Origin of the sequence: Anoxybacillus tengchongensis, assembly GCF_014201585.1 — a bacterium.
In the GTDB taxonomy this organism is placed as follows: Bacteria; Bacillota; Bacilli; order Bacillales; family Anoxybacillaceae; genus Anoxybacillus; species Anoxybacillus tengchongensis.
In genome coordinates, this window is sequence record NZ_JACHES010000010.1 from 94,321 (window position 1) to 111,370 (window position 17,050).

The 17,050-nt window shown below is 40.6% G+C and carries 15 protein-coding genes and 1 pseudogene; all 16 read right to left on the reverse strand.

Annotation, left to right across the window (positions count from 1 at the left end):
• Positions 1-22: 22 nt before the first annotated feature.
• Entirely contained in the window at positions 23-946 is a 924-nt protein-coding gene (locus HNQ82_RS11345) for an FTR1 family iron permease (RefSeq protein ID WP_183249717.1), read from the reverse strand.
• A gap of 18 nt (positions 947-964) precedes the next feature.
• Entirely contained in the window at positions 965-1,711 is a 747-nt protein-coding gene (locus HNQ82_RS11350) for a hypothetical protein (protein WP_183249720.1), read from the reverse strand.
• Positions 1,712-1,785: 74 nt separating this feature from the next.
• On the reverse strand, positions 1,786-2,508 hold the full coding sequence (locus tag HNQ82_RS11355; RefSeq protein WP_183249722.1) for a glycosyltransferase family 2 protein: 723 nt from the start codon (positions 2,506-2,508) through the stop codon (positions 1,786-1,788).
• Complete coding sequence (locus HNQ82_RS11360) at positions 2,505-3,947, reverse strand: alkaline phosphatase family protein (RefSeq protein WP_183249724.1); 1,443 nt, start codon at positions 3,945-3,947, stop codon at positions 2,505-2,507. Before HNQ82_RS11360 ends, HNQ82_RS11355 begins: the two co-directional genes overlap by 4 nt.
• Complete coding sequence (locus HNQ82_RS11365) at positions 3,944-4,861, reverse strand: lysylphosphatidylglycerol synthase transmembrane domain-containing protein (RefSeq protein ID WP_183249726.1); 918 nt, start codon at positions 4,859-4,861, stop codon at positions 3,944-3,946. Before HNQ82_RS11365 ends, HNQ82_RS11360 begins: the two co-directional genes overlap by 4 nt.
• Positions 4,821-5,798, reverse strand: a complete 978-nt coding sequence (locus HNQ82_RS11370; protein ID WP_183249728.1) for an NAD-dependent epimerase/dehydratase family protein — start codon at positions 5,796-5,798, stop codon at positions 4,821-4,823. Before HNQ82_RS11370 ends, HNQ82_RS11365 begins: the two co-directional genes overlap by 41 nt.
• 83 nt (positions 5,799-5,881) lie before the next feature.
• Entirely contained in the window at positions 5,882-7,087 is a 1,206-nt protein-coding gene (locus HNQ82_RS11375) for a hypothetical protein (protein WP_183249730.1), read from the reverse strand.
• A 126-nt stretch (positions 7,088-7,213) separates the two neighbouring features.
• The gene (trxA, locus tag HNQ82_RS11380; protein WP_032100268.1) at positions 7,214-7,528 is read right to left on the reverse strand and encodes a thioredoxin; all 315 of its coding nucleotides are present in this window, start codon (positions 7,526-7,528) and stop codon (positions 7,214-7,216) included.
• A 147-nt stretch (positions 7,529-7,675) separates the two neighbouring features.
• A complete protein-coding gene (locus HNQ82_RS11385; RefSeq protein WP_183249731.1) occupies positions 7,676-8,653 on the reverse strand; it encodes an electron transfer flavoprotein subunit alpha/FixB family protein in 978 nt (325 codons plus the stop codon).
• A 16-nt stretch (positions 8,654-8,669) separates the two neighbouring features.
• Complete coding sequence (locus HNQ82_RS11390; RefSeq protein ID WP_183249733.1) at positions 8,670-9,443, reverse strand: electron transfer flavoprotein subunit beta/FixA family protein; 774 nt, start codon at positions 9,441-9,443, stop codon at positions 8,670-8,672.
• 15 nt (positions 9,444-9,458) lie between these two features.
• The gene (locus tag HNQ82_RS11395) at positions 9,459-10,226 is read right to left on the reverse strand and encodes an enoyl-CoA hydratase (protein WP_183249735.1); all 768 of its coding nucleotides are present in this window, start codon (positions 10,224-10,226) and stop codon (positions 9,459-9,461) included.
• A 39-nt stretch (positions 10,227-10,265) separates the two neighbouring features.
• The gene (gene fadR, locus HNQ82_RS11400; protein WP_004889140.1) at positions 10,266-10,847 is read right to left on the reverse strand and encodes a fatty acid metabolism transcriptional regulator FadR; all 582 of its coding nucleotides are present in this window, start codon (positions 10,845-10,847) and stop codon (positions 10,266-10,268) included.
• Positions 10,848-10,943: 96 nt separating this feature from the next.
• Positions 10,944-12,620 (reverse strand): long-chain-fatty-acid--CoA ligase, encoded by a 1,677-nt coding sequence (locus HNQ82_RS11405; RefSeq protein WP_183249737.1) that lies wholly within the window; start codon positions 12,618-12,620, stop codon positions 10,944-10,946.
• Positions 12,621-12,813: 193 nt separating this feature from the next.
• The gene (locus HNQ82_RS11410) at positions 12,814-13,221 is read right to left on the reverse strand and encodes a DUF350 domain-containing protein (RefSeq protein ID WP_032100526.1); all 408 of its coding nucleotides are present in this window, start codon (positions 13,219-13,221) and stop codon (positions 12,814-12,816) included.
• 11 nt (positions 13,222-13,232) lie between these two features.
• Entirely contained in the window at positions 13,233-15,578 is a 2,346-nt protein-coding gene (locus HNQ82_RS11415; protein WP_183249739.1) for an endonuclease MutS2, read from the reverse strand.
• 19 nt (positions 15,579-15,597) lie between these two features.
• Positions 15,598-16,956 (reverse strand): annotated as a pseudogene (polX, locus tag HNQ82_RS11420) (DNA polymerase/3'-5' exonuclease PolX); the annotation flags it as partial.
• Between the last annotated feature and the right edge of the window lie 94 nt (positions 16,957-17,050).

The window sequence follows — 17,050 nt, forward strand, 5'->3', positions numbered from 1 at the left end:
GTACAAGGTTCCTCCTTGTACTTTACATTACTTGTTGTTCAAGCACCTGCTCATTTTTTTTGCTTTTTTCTTTTTTTACTTCTTTCGCGTGATAACGTGTTTTTACGAGTAAATAAATGACCACGAAGTAACCGATGTATGCTAACACTTCTTCTAGTGACGGCATCGATGAGTAACCGAATAACGCCTTAAGGAAAATGCCAACATCGCCAGAGAGAATAGGCTCTTGACCTGTATCACGCACGAAATGTTCATGGTCAATCGGATGCTCTGGCATAAACCATGTAATATCATAAACGTGTGGCATGACACTGCCGATAATTTTTAAATCTTGTAACATGGAAACACCTTGCACAAGCAATCCGGCCGCAATCAAAATAATAAACGCACCTGTCACTTTAAAAAACGTTTTTAGTGGTACACGCATCGTTCCTTTAAAGAACATATAGCTGACAATAGCTGCAATCGTTAACCCTGTAATTGCCCCCCATCCTTGTACTGCCGCTCCGATATTTCCACCTGTAATCGCAGCAAAGAAAAAGACCGTCTCGACTCCTTCACGCAATACTACTAAAAACGAATGCATAACCATGCCGAATACGTCGCCTTTTGACACGTATTTGCTCATTTTTCCTTCCATACTACTTTTTATGTCTTTACTATGTTCCGCCATCCAAAAAACCATTTGCGTCAATAAGATGGAAGAAATAAAAATAATGCTTACCTTTAAATACATTTCGCTCGCCATCGTTGAAAAGCCGGTTAGCACAACTTGGAATAATAAAGCGACGATCGCACTTGCAAACACGGCTAATCCTGCACCGAGCCAAACATATTTCACATACCGTGATTGATCAATTCGTTTTAAGTATGATGTAATAATCCCTACAATTAATAGTGCTTCTAATGCTTCACGAAACGTAATGAGCAGCGCTTGAACTTCCAACCTACACGACCCCTTTCTTTACTTTCGTTTTCTTATCGCGTACACTACAACAGCCGCAATAACTCCCACAATTACAATGATTGGGATCCAGTTTTTCATATCAGACAAATCTGTCCACTCTGTCTTTTTTGCTGCTGCTAATCGGTCTAAATCTTCTTCCGTAAAATGACCTGTTTCGACACTCTCTAATTCAAATTGATCTTGCAACGCTTGCAAAATGGTATGCTTACTTTCTTTAAATTGATCGATGTTTGACTCTTTTTTTCCTACTCCGAACAATCCTGGATTTCCGAGCGATTGAAGAGCAACATCAAACTGTTGTTTTAATTTTTCGTCGAGTTCCGCATTCTTTTGTTGCACGATTGGTGAGAGTGCTTTATATGTAGCAAATGCTTTTGCCAATAAACGTTTGCTCGTATCGTAGTTGTCGAAGTTTTTCTCTACGTTTTCTAAACGGCGCGCCACGTTAAGCACAAGCACTTTTTGCATCGCGGAAACGATCGTATCTGCATCTTTCTGCTCAATTGCCTCTAAAATGATGGCAGACGGTTCCGGACCCATATGCATATCAATTTCTTTTTGCACCGTTTCGTAAATGGCTTTCACTTCATCGAACTTTTTCTCTCGCGCTTTCGCTACCATTTCTTTATACGCTTCCGCAACCGCTTCTTCGTTCGGATCACCGTATGAGTAAGCGAACGAAGAAGTAGGGACTAATGTGAAAATCAATATCATTGATAAACAAAAAAATAAAAACTTTTTCAATCCGATCTCCTCCTTCGATGATAATGATAATAATTATCATGATAATTGTCAAGAAAAAACGCTAGAGAATCTCCCTAGCGTTGCTGAATAGAGCGCATATGCTTTCGTTTCACTGGACGGCACATCTCTTTCACAATAGCCGGAATGACATGTTTGAGGTAAGCTGTAAATTTAATAAATGATTGACCCGTCGTTCTTACTTGATATACAATTGGCACTTCTTTTAACCGAAATCCTTTGCGCACTAAATTTAACGTCAATACTTGAGCATAGTTGTAATCATGAATAATTTCTGCTTCTTCCATCGCTTGACGAGAAAATGCTCGCATTCCTGATTGACCGTCATAAATCCATCTTTTCAATAAGATGGATTGAATAAATGTAAATAAGTAATTTCCAATTCGCCGATGCCACTTCATTCCTTGAATCGTCCCTAAAAAACGGGAACCCATTGTATAATCTGCTTCTCCATGTAAAATAGGCATAATGAGATCAGGAATTTGTTCCGGTGGATATTCGTTATCTGCATCAATCATCACACCGATATCCGCACCAAGTTCGACGCATTGTTGTAAGCCGGTGCGCACAGCTGCACCTAGCCCTCGATTTCGTTCGTGCCGGTAAATGAAATCCGCTCCCGCTCGTTTAGCTATATCAACTGTACGATCTGTTGATCCATCGTCGACAACAAGAACGTGTACTTCTATATTCGGTTGAATATGTCTTGGAATACGACGAATGACTTCCCCAATTGCTTCCTCCTCATTATGTGCTGGTAAAAATACAATTACTTTCATCGTTCCCCCTCTTTCTTTAGCGCTTCAACTAACACAGGGCCACGGCTATGGCTCGGATATGGTGCTCCTAACAAATAAGCGATCGTTGGAGCAAGAGAAACGAGGCTATGTTTTTCGTCAATTCGCTTCCCTTTTTCAATCATTGGACCGTACATAAAAAATGGCACATATCGTTCTCCTTCATCTAAATGGCCATGTCCGCCAATTCCATCTGCTTGTCCATGATCTGCACAAATGATTAACGTTGTATTATCCATTTTTCCTTGTTCGTGCAACCATTCAATAAATTGTTGAATTAATGTGTCAACTTCTTCAATTTTTTGTACGTATTCATCATAGTGTACACCACGGCTATGTCCTGTTTGATCCGTTCCGATAAATTGAACGACAAGTAAATGTAAATCTTGTTCGGTCATCAGTTGTTTTGCGCGTTCCATAATATTGCGATCAGCAACATCGTTATGCATGACAGCCGTTACCGTTTCGACATCATTTCCTAGGGAATCGACAAGATGAGCGATGCCGAGCACTTTTCCTTTTTTCCCTACTTTCCGGAGAACATCAAAAATACTTTCGACACGAATCCCTAGTTTCCATACCATATTTGAACGAATGCCGTGTTCAAACGGGTATGTTCCTGTGAGCATCGATGTAAAGCATACGACCGTTCTTGCGGGATATACCGTTTCCATTTGCGTAAAATCCGTTCCATTCGTACGAAGCGACTTTAAAAATGGGGCGTTGGCTTGTTCAAAACGATCCTTTCTCATTCCGTCAACAACAAGAACGATGACGCGATCACTTAACGATTTCTCATTTGGCGGCACGTTATTTGTATAATGGTCAATCACTTTTGGTTTCCAATCAAATAAATAACGATGCAAAATAAACGACCATACGAAAACAAAGACGTAAAAAGCGATAAATGACGGAGTATGTACATCGTGTTGTACTCCGTATTCCCATACAGAAAGAAGAAGTAATGCTTTTGGCAATTGTTCTTGTGCATTTCCGCTCGTTGAGTCGCTATTTTTTAACACAAGTTTCCAAAAACGAGTGAAATTCAACCATGTTGTTCCAATACGTAAATGATAGTATAATGTTCCCCAAAAGAAAACGGTAAAAAAGAAATAGAGGCTAACAGCAAGTAAAAGTAAAGTCGTCGGTACGAAAGACGAAATCATCAAAAAAATGACATAAGGAATCCATAAATAGTTACGTAAAAATAACGGATAGTCATATATGTAATACAAAACAAAAAGAGGAACTGTTAGCAAAAAGCTATGGAATATTTTTCCTCCCTCTTCCAACGTCATTCCATCTAACAAGTGAAAAAGAAGCATTGTCCCTATAACGAAAATCGGGGTAAATGGCTTTCCTTCATTTAATAAATTCCAACACCTTGCTGCTATTTTTTCAAACTTCGATGCTTTTTTCACGTTACGTTCTCCTTTCGAACGAATGTCCATAACGTTGGGATGCGCCACCATACGTATAGCCCAACGACATAAGAAAATAAAAATTTAAATAAATGGGTCGCTAGTGCAAGGGCATATGCTTGTTCCCAATCTGAGTGAATGCGCGTTAACGCAAACGCCATGACAGCCTCATATGTCGCTAATCCTCCCGGAGTCATTTGAAATACTTGTCCACCAACCGCCATACTATTTACCCATAGCGCCTCCGTAAACGAAAGAGGAAAAGCAATCATTTTCGCCATTTCAAACAAAACGACCGCTTCACATACCCAACTAAAAACAATGGCAACAACAATCGGTCCAACACGACGACTTTTCCGTATGACATTCCAATGTTGTTTATGTTTTTGTATCCATGACGGATTCATCTGTTGAAGCACGACAAATAAAGCAATTATACCGGCAACAACGAGCGGAAAAACAAGGGCAGAACGTACAAGCGTTTGCATATAAACGATTGCCCCCGAAAAAGCAAACAAAAATAAAACAATAAAATCAAAAAGACGTAGTACAATGACAGACTGGGCAACAATCGCAAATGGAATGCGATTTTGTTTTGCACATATGCCGATGCGAGCGACATCACCGATTTTAATCGGAAATATATGGTTTATAAATAAACTAGCAAATAATCCGTCGACACATGTTTGGAAATGGGTGTGAGGCAAATACCATTTCCATGCTATAGCACGTAAAACGAAGGCGAGCCCATACATGGTGAACATATAACTCGTATGCCAAGGTTGCGAAACAAGCCTGTGCATAAGATCAAACAATAGTCGTGCATCAAAATGGTGAATCGTCATCCATATAAACGCTACAATACATATCAAGCTAATGAGTCGCATCAAAATTTTTATTTGTTTCGTTTTCATATTGCTTCGCCCATTCAATCGTCTTTGCCAATCCTTCCCGCAACGATATGCGCGGTTCGTACCCAATTTTTTCTTTTGCTTTCGTAATATCGGCCCATGTGGCAACAACATCACCGAGGCGAGGCGGTTCGTAATGAACACGCATATGTGGAAAATGGGTGCGCAACTCCGCAAGCAATTGCTTCATCGTCACCGGTTGACCAGCCCCAAGATTAAAAATATCACTTTCCCCTTTTCGTTCTAACGCTTGAATCATTCCGGCAACAATGTCATCAATATACGTATAATCGCGTGCCGTATGATCACCGTAAACGGTAATCGGCTCGTCACGCAACAATTGACGAATAAACTTACTAATCGCCATATCCGGACGTCCCCACGGCCCATATACTGTAAAATAACGAAAAATCGTCATCGTATAGCCATATATGTGTGCATATGCGTGACAAAACGATTCAGCACTATATTTCGCCGCTGCATACGGAGAAATAACTTGACCATTTGCCATTTCTTCCTTTAACGGCTGAAACGCTTGATTACCGTATACAGAAGAAGAAGACGCAAATAAAACGTGCTGAACTCCCGCTTCCCCTGCTACTTGTAATATGTTCACTGTCGCTTTCACATCGTAATCAATGTATGCTAACGGCTCTGATAACGATGGCTGTACGCCTGGCAACGCCGCTAGATGGAATACCACATTCGGTCGATGATGAAAAAAAATAGTTTTCAACACATCAAATTGAAGAATATCTACATTGTAAAAATGAAAAAAACCGACATTTTTTATTTGTTGGAGTTGGTATTGTTTCCGACACGTTGAATAATATGGATGGAAATTGTCGATAACAACGAGCTCATGTCCAAGTTCAAGTATTTTTTTTCCTAGATGACTACCGATAAACCCTGCTCCACCTGTGATACATACTTTTGTCATTTGTGTAACTCCTTCATCGTTCATCGCCTTACTATTGTATCACAACAAAAAAGCCGCGTGGTATGCGCGGCTTTTTTGTTTGTTTATTGAACAATAGCACTTACAGCATCAAGCACAGCTTTGCTATATTGAGCAGCTTCATCTTTTTTATTTTCAGCAATCGCGTTATACCACTTTTCTGCTGTTGCAAACAATTCCGCTGCTTTTTCATCGCCTAATTTTGCTTGAACATCTAATTCAATTGCCTTTAAGAACATATTACCTTCTAACGCTTTTACTTTCGCTTCGACAACGTTATTCTCATCTAACTGTGCCGGTGCTTTTTCATGATAGCCTTTCATTTTACCAAACAACGCTTTAGCATATAATGCGCTTACTTCTGATGCTTTGATCGTTTTGTAATCGTTATTTAACGATAAAATCTCATCCAAACGTGCTGTCGCCGCTTCATCTCCTTCAGCTAAAGAGCCTTTAATCGCTTGGAAAAAGCCCCATGCTTCTGCTTGTTGTCCTTTCAGTTCATCTTCTGCCTTTCCTTCTTTCACACCTGCTTCAATTTTCTCAGCATATGATTTTGACGCTAAATAGTAGCTACGATAGATCGATTTATCCGTCAACTGAATGTACACTTTAAAATCATCTACGTTATTGGCTTTTAACGCCTCTTCTTGCGCTGCTAAACCAGCGTTAATGCTTTGTTCAAGGCTAGATTCTCCCGTTAATTGGTAATATTCGTCACGTTTCATTGCCGTTGGAACGAAAATTTCTGTTGCTAGCAATTTTATTTGATCAAACAATGCTGTCGCCTTTTGTTGATCACCAGCTTCAAGTGCAGCTACAACATCTTTTTGTAATTTTTTTTGTAACTGATAAAAATACGATTGTGTCACTTTATCAACAATTTGACGTGCTGGATGAACATTTAACTCTCCACTTTTTCCACCTTGAATCGCTGCTTCAATCGTTTGAGCAAATGTACCATCCAATTCATTAATTGGCTTTTGTAGTTGCTCTACGTATGTTTTTTCTACAAGACTCCAATCAACTGGCTGTCCTTCTTTTGCTTTTTCTGTTTCAGCTTTGATTGCTTTATAAGCATCAATAAACGCTTGAACGTTTACTTCTTCCACTTGTTCAGTTTCAGGCGACTGCTGTTCTTCCTGTTTTTCTTCTACTTTTGTTTCTTCCTTCTTCTCCGTCGTTTCTGTCTTTTGTTGACCACAACCTGCAAGAATCCCACCTGCTAATAAAAACATCGCAAATACAGCTTTTAATTGACGTTTTTTCATTTCGTATGTATCCCCCTTTTTTTGATAACGATTATCATTAACCGTTATCATTATAGTAGAGAACGATTTTCAATGTCAATATAAAATTTCAAAAAAAATGCCCCGGATGTCTCCGAGGCATGTCAATTATAAATGTTTGCTTAAAAGACCAACAAGCGCTTCTTTTGGTTGGAAGCCAACCGTTTTATCTACCACTTCACCGTTTTTGAAGACAAACAATGTCGGAATGCTCATCACACCGAATCTCCCAGCTGTTTCTGGGTTATCATCTACATTGACTTTTACTACTTTCACTTTGCCGGCAAGCTCACGATCTATTTCTTCTAATACAGGAGCAATCATTCTGCAAGGCCCGCACCAAGGTGCCCAGAAATCAACGAGCACAACACCTTCTTTTACCTCACTAGCAAACGTTTGATCTGTTGCATTTACAATTGCCATATTTCATTCCTCCTTAAACATTTCGGTTCCATGCACATAGTATACCATTGAACGTATTGTTTACGCCAATCATTTGCTTCGCTTCTACTATTTCCTTGTTACAAAAAAATATGCTGAAAAGAAAAGGCAAAGCATCGTGCTCTGCCCTTATGAATGTACTTTTAATTTTTTAAATTCCTCAATTAAAAGCGGGACGACTTCAAACAAATCACCAACGATGCCGTAATCTGCTACTTTGAAAATATTCGCTTCTGGATCTTTATTAATCGCCACGATGACTTTTGAGTTTGACATGCCCGCTAAATGTTGAATCGCTCCTGAAATGCCGCACGCAATATATAAATCTGGCGTAACGACTTTTCCCGTTTGACCAATTTGCAGCGAATAATCGCAATATCCTGCATCGCATGCCCCGCGCGATGCTCCAACCGCACCGCCAAGCACGTTTGCTAACTCTTTCAATGGCTCAAATCCTTCGGCACTTTTCACACCGCGACCGCCAGCAACAATCACTTTCGCTTCAGATAAATCTACGCCTTCCGCTGTTTTTCGTACAATGTCACGAACGATTGTACGCAAATCTTTTATCTCGACTTGCACATCTACCACTGCACCTGTACGACTTTCATCTTTTTCAAGTGGAGCAATATTGTTCGGACGAACTGTAACAAATATGAGACCGTCAGTAACAATTTTCTTTTCAAACGCTTTACCAGAATAAATTGGTCTTGTAAATACGATATTTCCACCTGCCTCTTCAACCGCAACAACATCGGATACAAGGCCAGATTGCCATTTAGCAGCAAGTTTTGGCGATAAATCTTTTCCAAGCGCTGTGTGACCAAAGACGATTCCTTCTGGTTTCTCTTGCTCGACGACAGCTTGTAATGCCTGAGCATAGCCGTCTGGCGTATACGTAGCTAATTTTCCATGTTCGACGACAACAACCCGATCGGCACCGTAAGCAATAAGTTCAGAAGCGAATGAGCGAACGCTCGCTCCGACAACAACAGCAACAACTTCTCCGCCTTCAGCGATCGTTTTCGCAGCGGAAATTGCTTCAAATGATACGTTACGCAATGCTCCATCGCGTACTTCTGCTAATGTTAATACTTTTCTTGCCATGCTCCCCATCCCCCTATTAAATGACTTTTGCTTCTGTATGAAGAAGTGAAACGAGTTCTTTTACTTGATCCGCAATGTCTCCTTGCAAAATTTTTCCCGCTTCTTTTTTCGGCGGCAAAAAGATTTCAATCGTTTTCGTTTTCGCTTCTACATCGTCTTCTTCCAAATCTAAATCATCAAGCTCTAGCTCTTCAAGCGGTTTCTTTTTCGCTTTCATAATACCTGGCAATGATGGATAACGCGGCTCATTTAACCCTTGTTGCGCCGTAACTAGTAGCGGTAACGATGTTTCAATGACTTCCTCGTCACCTTCAACATCGCGCACAGCTTTTACGTTTGTTCCGTCCATTTCTAACTTCGTAATTGTTGTTACATAAGGAATACCTAGCAATTCAGCAACGCGTGGCCCAACTTGCCCAGAACCGCCGTCAATCGCTACATTTCCAGCTAAAATTAAATCAGCTTCTTTATCTTTTAAATATTCCGCAAGCACTGTGGCCGTTGTATATTGGTCACGATTTTCTACATCGTCTTCAATGTTAATAAGCACTGCTTTATCTGCTCCCATCGCAAGTGCCGTACGAAGTTCTTTTTCTGCATCTTCATTTCCAATTGTAACAACTGTCACTTCACCACCATGCTGGTCGCGCACTTGAATCGCTTCTTCAATCGCATATTCATCGTACGGGTTAATGATAAATTCTGCCCCTTCTTCACTTACTTTTCCGTTTTGAATGACAATTTTCTCTTCCGTATCAAATGTACGTTTCATTAATACGAAAATGTTCATGTTTCTCTCCCCCTCTTATTTTCCTTGAAACTGTGGTGTCCGTTTTTCGATAAATGCTGAAATGCCTTCTTTTGCATCTTCCGTCACAAATACTTGTCCAAACAGTTGCGCCTCTTTTTCGACACATTCATGGAATGTTTTTGTTCGTGCTTCATTGACAAGTTGCAATACTGCTTGAACGGAAATCGGGCTCTTTTGAGCAATTTTTTGTGCAAGCTGCTTTGCTGTATGAAGCAACTGTTCTTCTGGAACAGCTTTATTCGCTAGTCCCCATTGAACAGCTTCTGCACCTGTGATCGGTTCACTCGTCCACATCATTTCTAGCGCTTTTGCCATACCGACATGGCGCAATAACCGTTGTGTTCCTGCAAAACCTGGAATGATGCCAAGCTGCAACTCTGGCAAACCGAGTTTGGCGTTTTCCGCTACGATGCGCAGATGGCAACTCATCGCCAATTCAAGCCCTCCACCAAGCGCAGCACCGTGAATGGCTGCAATAATTGGTTTCGGAAACTGTTCGATTTTCTCCATTATTCGCTGTCCAGCTCGAGCGAGTTCAACTGCTTGTTCGCTTGCCTCAATTGCCGTAAACTCTTTAATATCCGCACCAGCTGAGAAAAACCTTCCTTCTCCATGGAGAACGATAACACGCACTTCGTCATCTTCCTTTAATGCATCAAGCCGTTCTGAAAGCTCTTTCAAAACAAAAGATGCCAAAGCGTTTGCTGGCGGGCGGTGAAGTGTCAAAATCGCCACATACCCCTCTTGTTGAACGGAAAACATATTCTCCCTCCTTCATGTATGTCGGAAGGTTGTTGTGCTTTAAACACAACAACCTTTCGTTAACAATTGATGAACTGGCTTCGCTAATGCAACGAGATCATATTTTTGCTCATTCATTACCCATGTTGTTACCATTTCGTCAATCGTCCCGAAAATCATTTGCCGAGTAAGCCGTACGTCTAAATCTGAACGAAATTCCCCTTTGTCAATCCCTTCTTGCACAATGCGATCAACTACTTTTAAATATCCTTTTAAAATTTCATTAATTTTCAGACGTAATGATTTATTCGATTGGCGAAGTTCCAATTGGGTAACAATCGCTAAATGGGGATCCGCCGCTAACATTTGAAAATGTTTTTGAATCAACAAAAACAATTTCTCCGACGGACTCGAAATTCCTTCTATTTCTTCCTCAATTTTTTCGATAAAATAACCCATTTTTTCTTGAAACAGTGAAATTAAAATATCTTCTTTATTTTTAAAATACAAGTAGATCGTACCGTCAGCTACACCTGCTTGTTTTGCGATTTTCGATACTTGCGCTTGATGGTAACCATTTTCAGCGATGACGATCACAGCTGCATCAATAATTTGTTTAAACTTCGGTTTATCACGTTTCAACTTTGCATTCTCCCTTTCAAAAATATGAATGAATAATCATTCATATTTTTATTTTAAAGAGAGGCAAAAAACGTGTCAAGAAAAAACGTATAAAGGTTATTTTTGTTTTTCTTTTTCTTCTTCAACAAGGGCACGACGCAATATTTTACCGACTGCTGTTTTTGGCAATTCTTTTCGAAATTCATAAATGCGTGGCACTTTATAAGCAGCCAATTTACTTCTCATAAATTCGTCAAGTTCTTCTTCTGTGCACTGTTCTCCATCTTTAAGCACAATAAACGCTTTTACCGTCTCACCACGATAAGCGTCTGGTACACCGATGACGACAGCTTCTTGCACTTTCGGATGCTCATACAACACTTCTTCTACTTCGCGCGGATATACGTTATAGCCACTTGCGATAATCATATCTTTTTTCCGGTCGACAACAAAGAAATAGCCTTCTTCATTCATATACCCTAAATCACCCGTATATAACCAACCATCTCGAAGCGTTACAGCAGTTTCTTCTGGGCGGTTCCAATATCCTTTCATCACTTGCGGCCCACGCACAACGATTTCCCCAATCTCGTTCACATTTGCTCGCTCACCTGTTTCGATTGAAACGATCATCGCTTCTGTATCTGGCCAAGGTACGCCAATGCTCCCTTTAATTCGTTTCCCATCCCAAATGAAATTGGAATGTGTCACAGGAGATGCTTCAGTTAAGCCGTATCCTTCAATGATTTTTCCACCTGTTACTGTTTCAAATTGTTCTTGCACTTCAACAGGAAGTGGAGCTGAACCGCTAATACATATTTTGATTGATGATAAATCGTATTTTCTTAAATTCGGGTGATTGAGCAACGCAATGTAAATCGTTGGTGCACCTGGAAATAGCGTTGGCCGTTGCTTTTCAATCGTTTTTAATGTCGTTTCCACATCAAACTTCGGTAGCAAAATCATTTTATATCCTTCCATAATGGATAAGTTCATGACGGCCGTCATCCCATATACGTGAAAAAACGGAAGCACACCGAGAATCGATTCGTTCCCGCGTTCACATTTATACATCCATTTTGTGCACATGAGCGTGTTGGACGTTAAATTATGATGTGTCAACATCGCAGCTTTCGGAAACCCAGTTGTTCCGCCTGTATATTGAAGAAGCGCAACGTCTTCCACCGGATTCACATCCGTCTCTTTTACTTTCCCGCTCGCAAGCGATAATGCTTTCGTAAATAAGTGGCAATCCCCTTCATGTTTGACGCGTACAATCATCCCTGTTTGTTTCTTTTGTACAAACGGATATAACACGTTTTTCGGAAACGGTAAATAATCTTTTATACTTGTAATGATCACATGACCAATTTTTGTATGCGCTTTCACTTTCATGATTCTTGGATAAAGTAAATCAAGACCAATAATGATTTTCGCACCACTATCATTTAACTGATATTCCAACTCTCGTTCAGTATATAATGGGTTTGTTTGTACAACAATACCACCTGCAAATAAAACAGCATAATAGCTAATAACCGCTTGTGGACAGTTCGGCAACATAATCGATACGCGATCACCCTTTTGTAAACCGAGCTGTTGCATATACGATGCTAATTTAAGTGCTTGTTCATATATTTCTTTATATGTCAGCTCCTTTCCTAAAAAGTGAATGGCTGTTTTGTGCGGAAATTGCTCCGCCGCTTCCCGCAAAAATTGTTGCAACGGCTTGCGCGGATAATCAATTGAATGAGGAACTTGCTGAGGATATAACGCTAGCCATGGCTTCTCCATTTTGTTTCCCCCTTTTTCTATAAGATTATTTATATTTTATAATATTTTCAGAAATTTTTGTATTAAAAAATATAAAAGGATGCCTACTGACATCCTTTTATGCAAAAAACATGATATATATGACACCAATAAGCAAAAATACACCGCACAATACGAGCAATACTTTCGCTAGAGTTTCCATTTTTTTCTCCTCTCACCGTATACTTGCTCCGATGACAAACGACAAACCGATCGAAATAACCATGGAAATAAATCCTACCGCTCGATTATCATTAGCAATTTCATCGTCAATGTTAAACTTTGGCGTTAAAAACTCGTAAATAAAATAACCGATTAACAATAAAACGAAGCCGTAAACGCCCCAACCGATCATCGTAAAAAGTGAATCGTGATGATCGATCGAGTATCGGAAAATATTAGCGATCCCAAATATTTTTCCACCTGTTGCCATCGCTACTGCCATATTTCCTTTTTTAATTTCTTCCCAATTTTTATATTTCGTCACAAGTTCAAAAATAGCTAAAAATAAAACTAAACATAAAATCACGACACTAAAATTGGCAGCAATATGAATCATTTCGTTTTCCCAGAAAGCGCTCATAGTTCCTCCCGTCATTGTAATTCGACAATGGTGACGCCTGTTCCCCCTTCAGTCGCCTCACCAAATCGAATGCTTTTTACTGAGCGATGATTTTGCAAATATTGTTGCACCCCTTTGCGAAGTGCTCCTGTCCCTTTTCCGTGAATAATAGACACGCGCGGGTACCCTGCCAATACTGCATCATCAATATACTTTTCAACGCGAAGCAACGCGTCTTCATATCGTTCACCGCGTAAATCGAGTTCTAGTGGCACATGATAATCGCGGCCTTTTACAGTCGCAATTGGTTTTGTTTCAATTGGCGTTGGACTGCTTACATACTCCAAGTTTTCTTCATGCACTTTCATTTTTAAAATCCCAATTTGCACGAGCCATTCGTCGTTCGATACTTTCTCAAGAAGTTGTCCTTTTTGATTAAGATGAGTGACTTTCACCTCGTCGCCAGGATGTAAAAGTTGCTTAGCTTTTTGGACTTGTTTTTTCTTTTTTCTTTCCATTTGTGGGATCGCTTCTTCTAGCTTCTTCCGTGCGGCAATCAGCTCATGTTCTTTCATCGCAACGGCTTGTTGTTTTTGCATGTCACGAAGGTTTTGAATCACTTCTTCTGCCGTTTTCATCGCTTTTTTTACAATGAGTTCCGCCTCTTCTTTCGCTTTTTCTAACAAACGCTCACGCTGTTCGTTTAGTTCGTTCCACTGTTGCTCTAATTCATTTCTCAACCGTTCTGCTTCTTCACGAAGTTTTTCTGCTTGCTCCCATTCTTCTTCGGCTCGCTTTTTACTTCGTTCTAATGAAGCAATCATATTTTCAACTTCATTGCTTTCTGCGCTAATATACGTGCGAGCGCGAGCAATAATATGTTCGTCTAATCCGAGGCGACGAGAAATATCAAGTGCATTACTTCGACCTGGAATACCGATCAACAGTTTATACGTTGGACTTAACGTTTCGATGTCAAATTCGACACTGGCATTCATGACACCTTGTCGATTGTAACCATATGCTTTTAATTCAGGATAATGCGTCGTCGCTACAACACGTGCTCCGCGATTGTGCACTTCATCTAAAATAGCAATCGCTAAAGCTGCCCCTTCTTGCGGATCCGTTCCTGCTCCAAGCTCATCAAACAACACAAGACTATGCTCGTCCACTTGTTTTAAAATATCAACAATATTGACCATGTGAGACGAAAACGTACTTAAACTTTGTTCGATTGATTGTTCATCACCAATGTCGGCATATACAGCGCGAAATACTGCTAATTGCGATCCGTCTAACGCAGGCACTTGCAACCCTGCTTGAGCCATGACGGTGAACAAGCCAATCGTTTTTAGCGTGACTGTTTTTCCTCCCGTATTTGGTCCGGTAATCACCATCGTCGTATAGTCGTTCCCTAGTTCAATATCATTTGGAACGACTTGATCAGGAGGGATGAGCGGATGCCGCGCTTGCATAAGACGAATATATCCACGCTCATTGATCGCTGGTTTTGTTGCTTTGATCGTTTTCGCGTATTTCGCCTTTGCAAATAAAAAGTCAAGCTGTGCAAGCAATTCGACGTTCCTAATAATTATTTCCGCCTGCTCGCCGACAGAGGAAGATAATTCACTTAAAATGCGCTCAATTTCTTGTTTTTCTTTCACGCGCAACTGTTGCAATTCGTTGTTTAGTTCTACAACCGATTGTGGCTCGATAAATAACGTAGCCCCAGATGAGGACTGATCATGTACAATTCCACCATACGTATGGCGATATTCTTGTTTGACAGGGATGACGTACCGATCGTTACGAATCGTAATGATTGCATCCGATAATGTCTTTTGGGCAGATGATGAGCGAATAATACTTTCTAACTTATCGCGCACCCTTCCTTCGATCGTACGTAGCTGTTGACGTAACGAGCGCAGCCGTTCACTTGCCTCGTCAAGCACATCTCCGCTTTCATCAATACAATGATATATATGTTGTTCGAGCTCGTTTAGAGGAACTATTTGCTCCACATATGCGATAATATGTGGCAAGTTGGCCTCTGTCGCTTCTAAAAACTTTTTTAACTGTCTCGCCGCCCGCATCGTACTTGCAACATCGAGTAGCTCATGTGGACTGAGCGTTCCCCCGATGCTTGCGCGTTTCGTCTGGGGACGAACATCAAATATGCCACCAAGAGGGACGTGACCGCGCAAGCGAAGAACGGTTGCTGCTTCATCCGTTTCTTCTTGCCAACGCGTCACCTCTTCAACGTCCGATGATGGCACAAGCGTTACGACTTTTTCTTTCCCTAGTGAGGAAGATACATATTCCGCAAGCTGTGCTTTCACTTTATCAAATTCAAGAATGTGTAATGTTTTGGCATGCACCGATAAACCCTCCAGCTGTTTATTTTCGCAAAAAAGACATGAGTTGTTCGATATCCCATGTATTAATGACCGTTTCTTTTCGAATCCAACCTTTTCGAGCAAACGCCACACCAAGCTCCATATCATCAAGCATACGAACGTTGTGCGCATCCGTATTAATCGCGATTTTGACACCAAGCTGTTGCGCCTTTTGTAAATAGGTATACGTTAAATCAAGACGATGTGGATTTGCATTCAACTCAAGCACCGTATTTGTTTCTTTCGCAAGCTGCAACAATTCATCTATATTTACATCGTATCCGCTTCGTTCTCCGATTAATCTTCCTGTCGGATGTGCAATCATATGAACATATGGATTCATAAGCGCTTCTTTCAATCGTTTCATAATCGTTTCTTGCGGTTGCGAAAAAGCAGAATGAATCGACGCAATGACAAAATCAACCGTTTGCAATACATCATCCGCAAAATCTAACGTTCCATCCGGTAAAATATCCATTTCAATACCTGATAAAATGACAAAGTCATCATATTGTTCGTTCAAGCGAGCAATTTCTTCTTGTTGGCGTTTTAGTCGTTCAACAGTTAGTCCATTGGCTACTTTTAAAAACTGTGAATGATCGGTAATTGCAATGTAGCGATATCCTTTTTTCCGACATGCTTCCGCCATTTGTTGAATCGAAAACGCCCCATCGCTCCATGTCGTATGCATATGTAAATCTCCACGTATATCACATAAAGTGAGGAGTGGTGTCCCATCATATGCATCGACTTCGTTTCCACTTTCACGCATTTCTGGTGGGATGAACGGCAAATGAAAGTGGGCAAAAAATTGCTCCTCTGTCGTAAACGTTTTTACTTCACCTGTTTGAATGTTTTCAACACCGTACTCACTAATTTTTTCACCGCGCTCTTTTGCTAATTGGCGCATGCGAACGTTATGGTCTTTTGAACCGGTGAAATGATGAAGCGTTGTCGCAAAATGTTTAGGAGAAACGAGGCGAAAATCGACATTGACAACATAATCGTATTGCAATTGCAACGATACTTTCGTTTCACCGTTTGCGACAACGTCATAAATATGTTCAAGTTGCAACAACTGCTTACGAACGAGCGCATCGTCTGTTGCTGCAATAATAAAATCTAAATCTTTGATCGTCTCACACACGCGCCGTAAACTGCCTGCGCGTGAAAACTGAATAATGCCAGCGAAGTTTTCTAGCTGACGCTCGATGTCGGAAGCAACTTCCAACATAAACGCAATCGGTAAACGCTCAGGGCGTGCATTCATGTGGGCAAGTGCAGCTAAAATATTTTCTTCTGTTTTTGCACCGAAGCCGCTTAATTGTCGCACACGTTGAGCTAAACATGCTTCTTTTAATTCGTAGTGCTAGTTCTCAACTAGCACTACGAGTCAATTTATCTATTATGTGAGGTGTTCTCCACATGCACCAGCATCTTCCTTTGGAAGAAGA

Bases quoted from the DNA above. Each gene is read 5' to 3' on its own strand.
- HNQ82_RS11355 (WP_183249722.1), bottom strand. From the start codon at position 2,508: ATGAAAGTAATTGTATTTTTACCAGCACATAATGAGGAGGAAGCAATT.
- HNQ82_RS11410 (WP_032100526.1), bottom strand. From the start codon at position 13,221: ATGAGCGCTTTCTGGGAAAACGAAATGATTCATATTGCTGCCAATTTT.
- trxA (WP_032100268.1), bottom strand. From the start codon at position 7,528: ATGGCAATTGTAAATGCAACAGATCAAACGTTTGCTAGTGAGGTAAAA.
- HNQ82_RS11390 (WP_183249733.1), bottom strand. From the start codon at position 9,443: ATGAACATTTTCGTATTAATGAAACGTACATTTGATACGGAAGAGAAA.
- HNQ82_RS11365 (WP_183249726.1), bottom strand. From the start codon at position 4,861: ATGAAAACGAAACAAATAAAAATTTTGATGCGACTCATTAGCTTGATA.
- HNQ82_RS11385 (WP_183249731.1), bottom strand. From the start codon at position 8,653: ATGGCAAGAAAAGTATTAACATTAGCAGAAGTACGCGATGGAGCATTG.
- HNQ82_RS11375 (WP_183249730.1), bottom strand. From the start codon at position 7,087: ATGAAAAAACGTCAATTAAAAGCTGTATTTGCGATGTTTTTATTAGCA.
- HNQ82_RS11405 (WP_183249737.1), bottom strand. From the start codon at position 12,620: ATGGAGAAGCCATGGCTAGCGTTATATCCTCAGCAAGTTCCTCATTCA.
- HNQ82_RS11395 (WP_183249735.1), bottom strand. From the start codon at position 10,226: ATGTTTTCCGTTCAACAAGAGGGGTATGTGGCGATTTTGACACTTCAC.
- HNQ82_RS11370 (WP_183249728.1), bottom strand. From the start codon at position 5,798: ATGACAAAAGTATGTATCACAGGTGGAGCAGGGTTTATCGGTAGTCAT.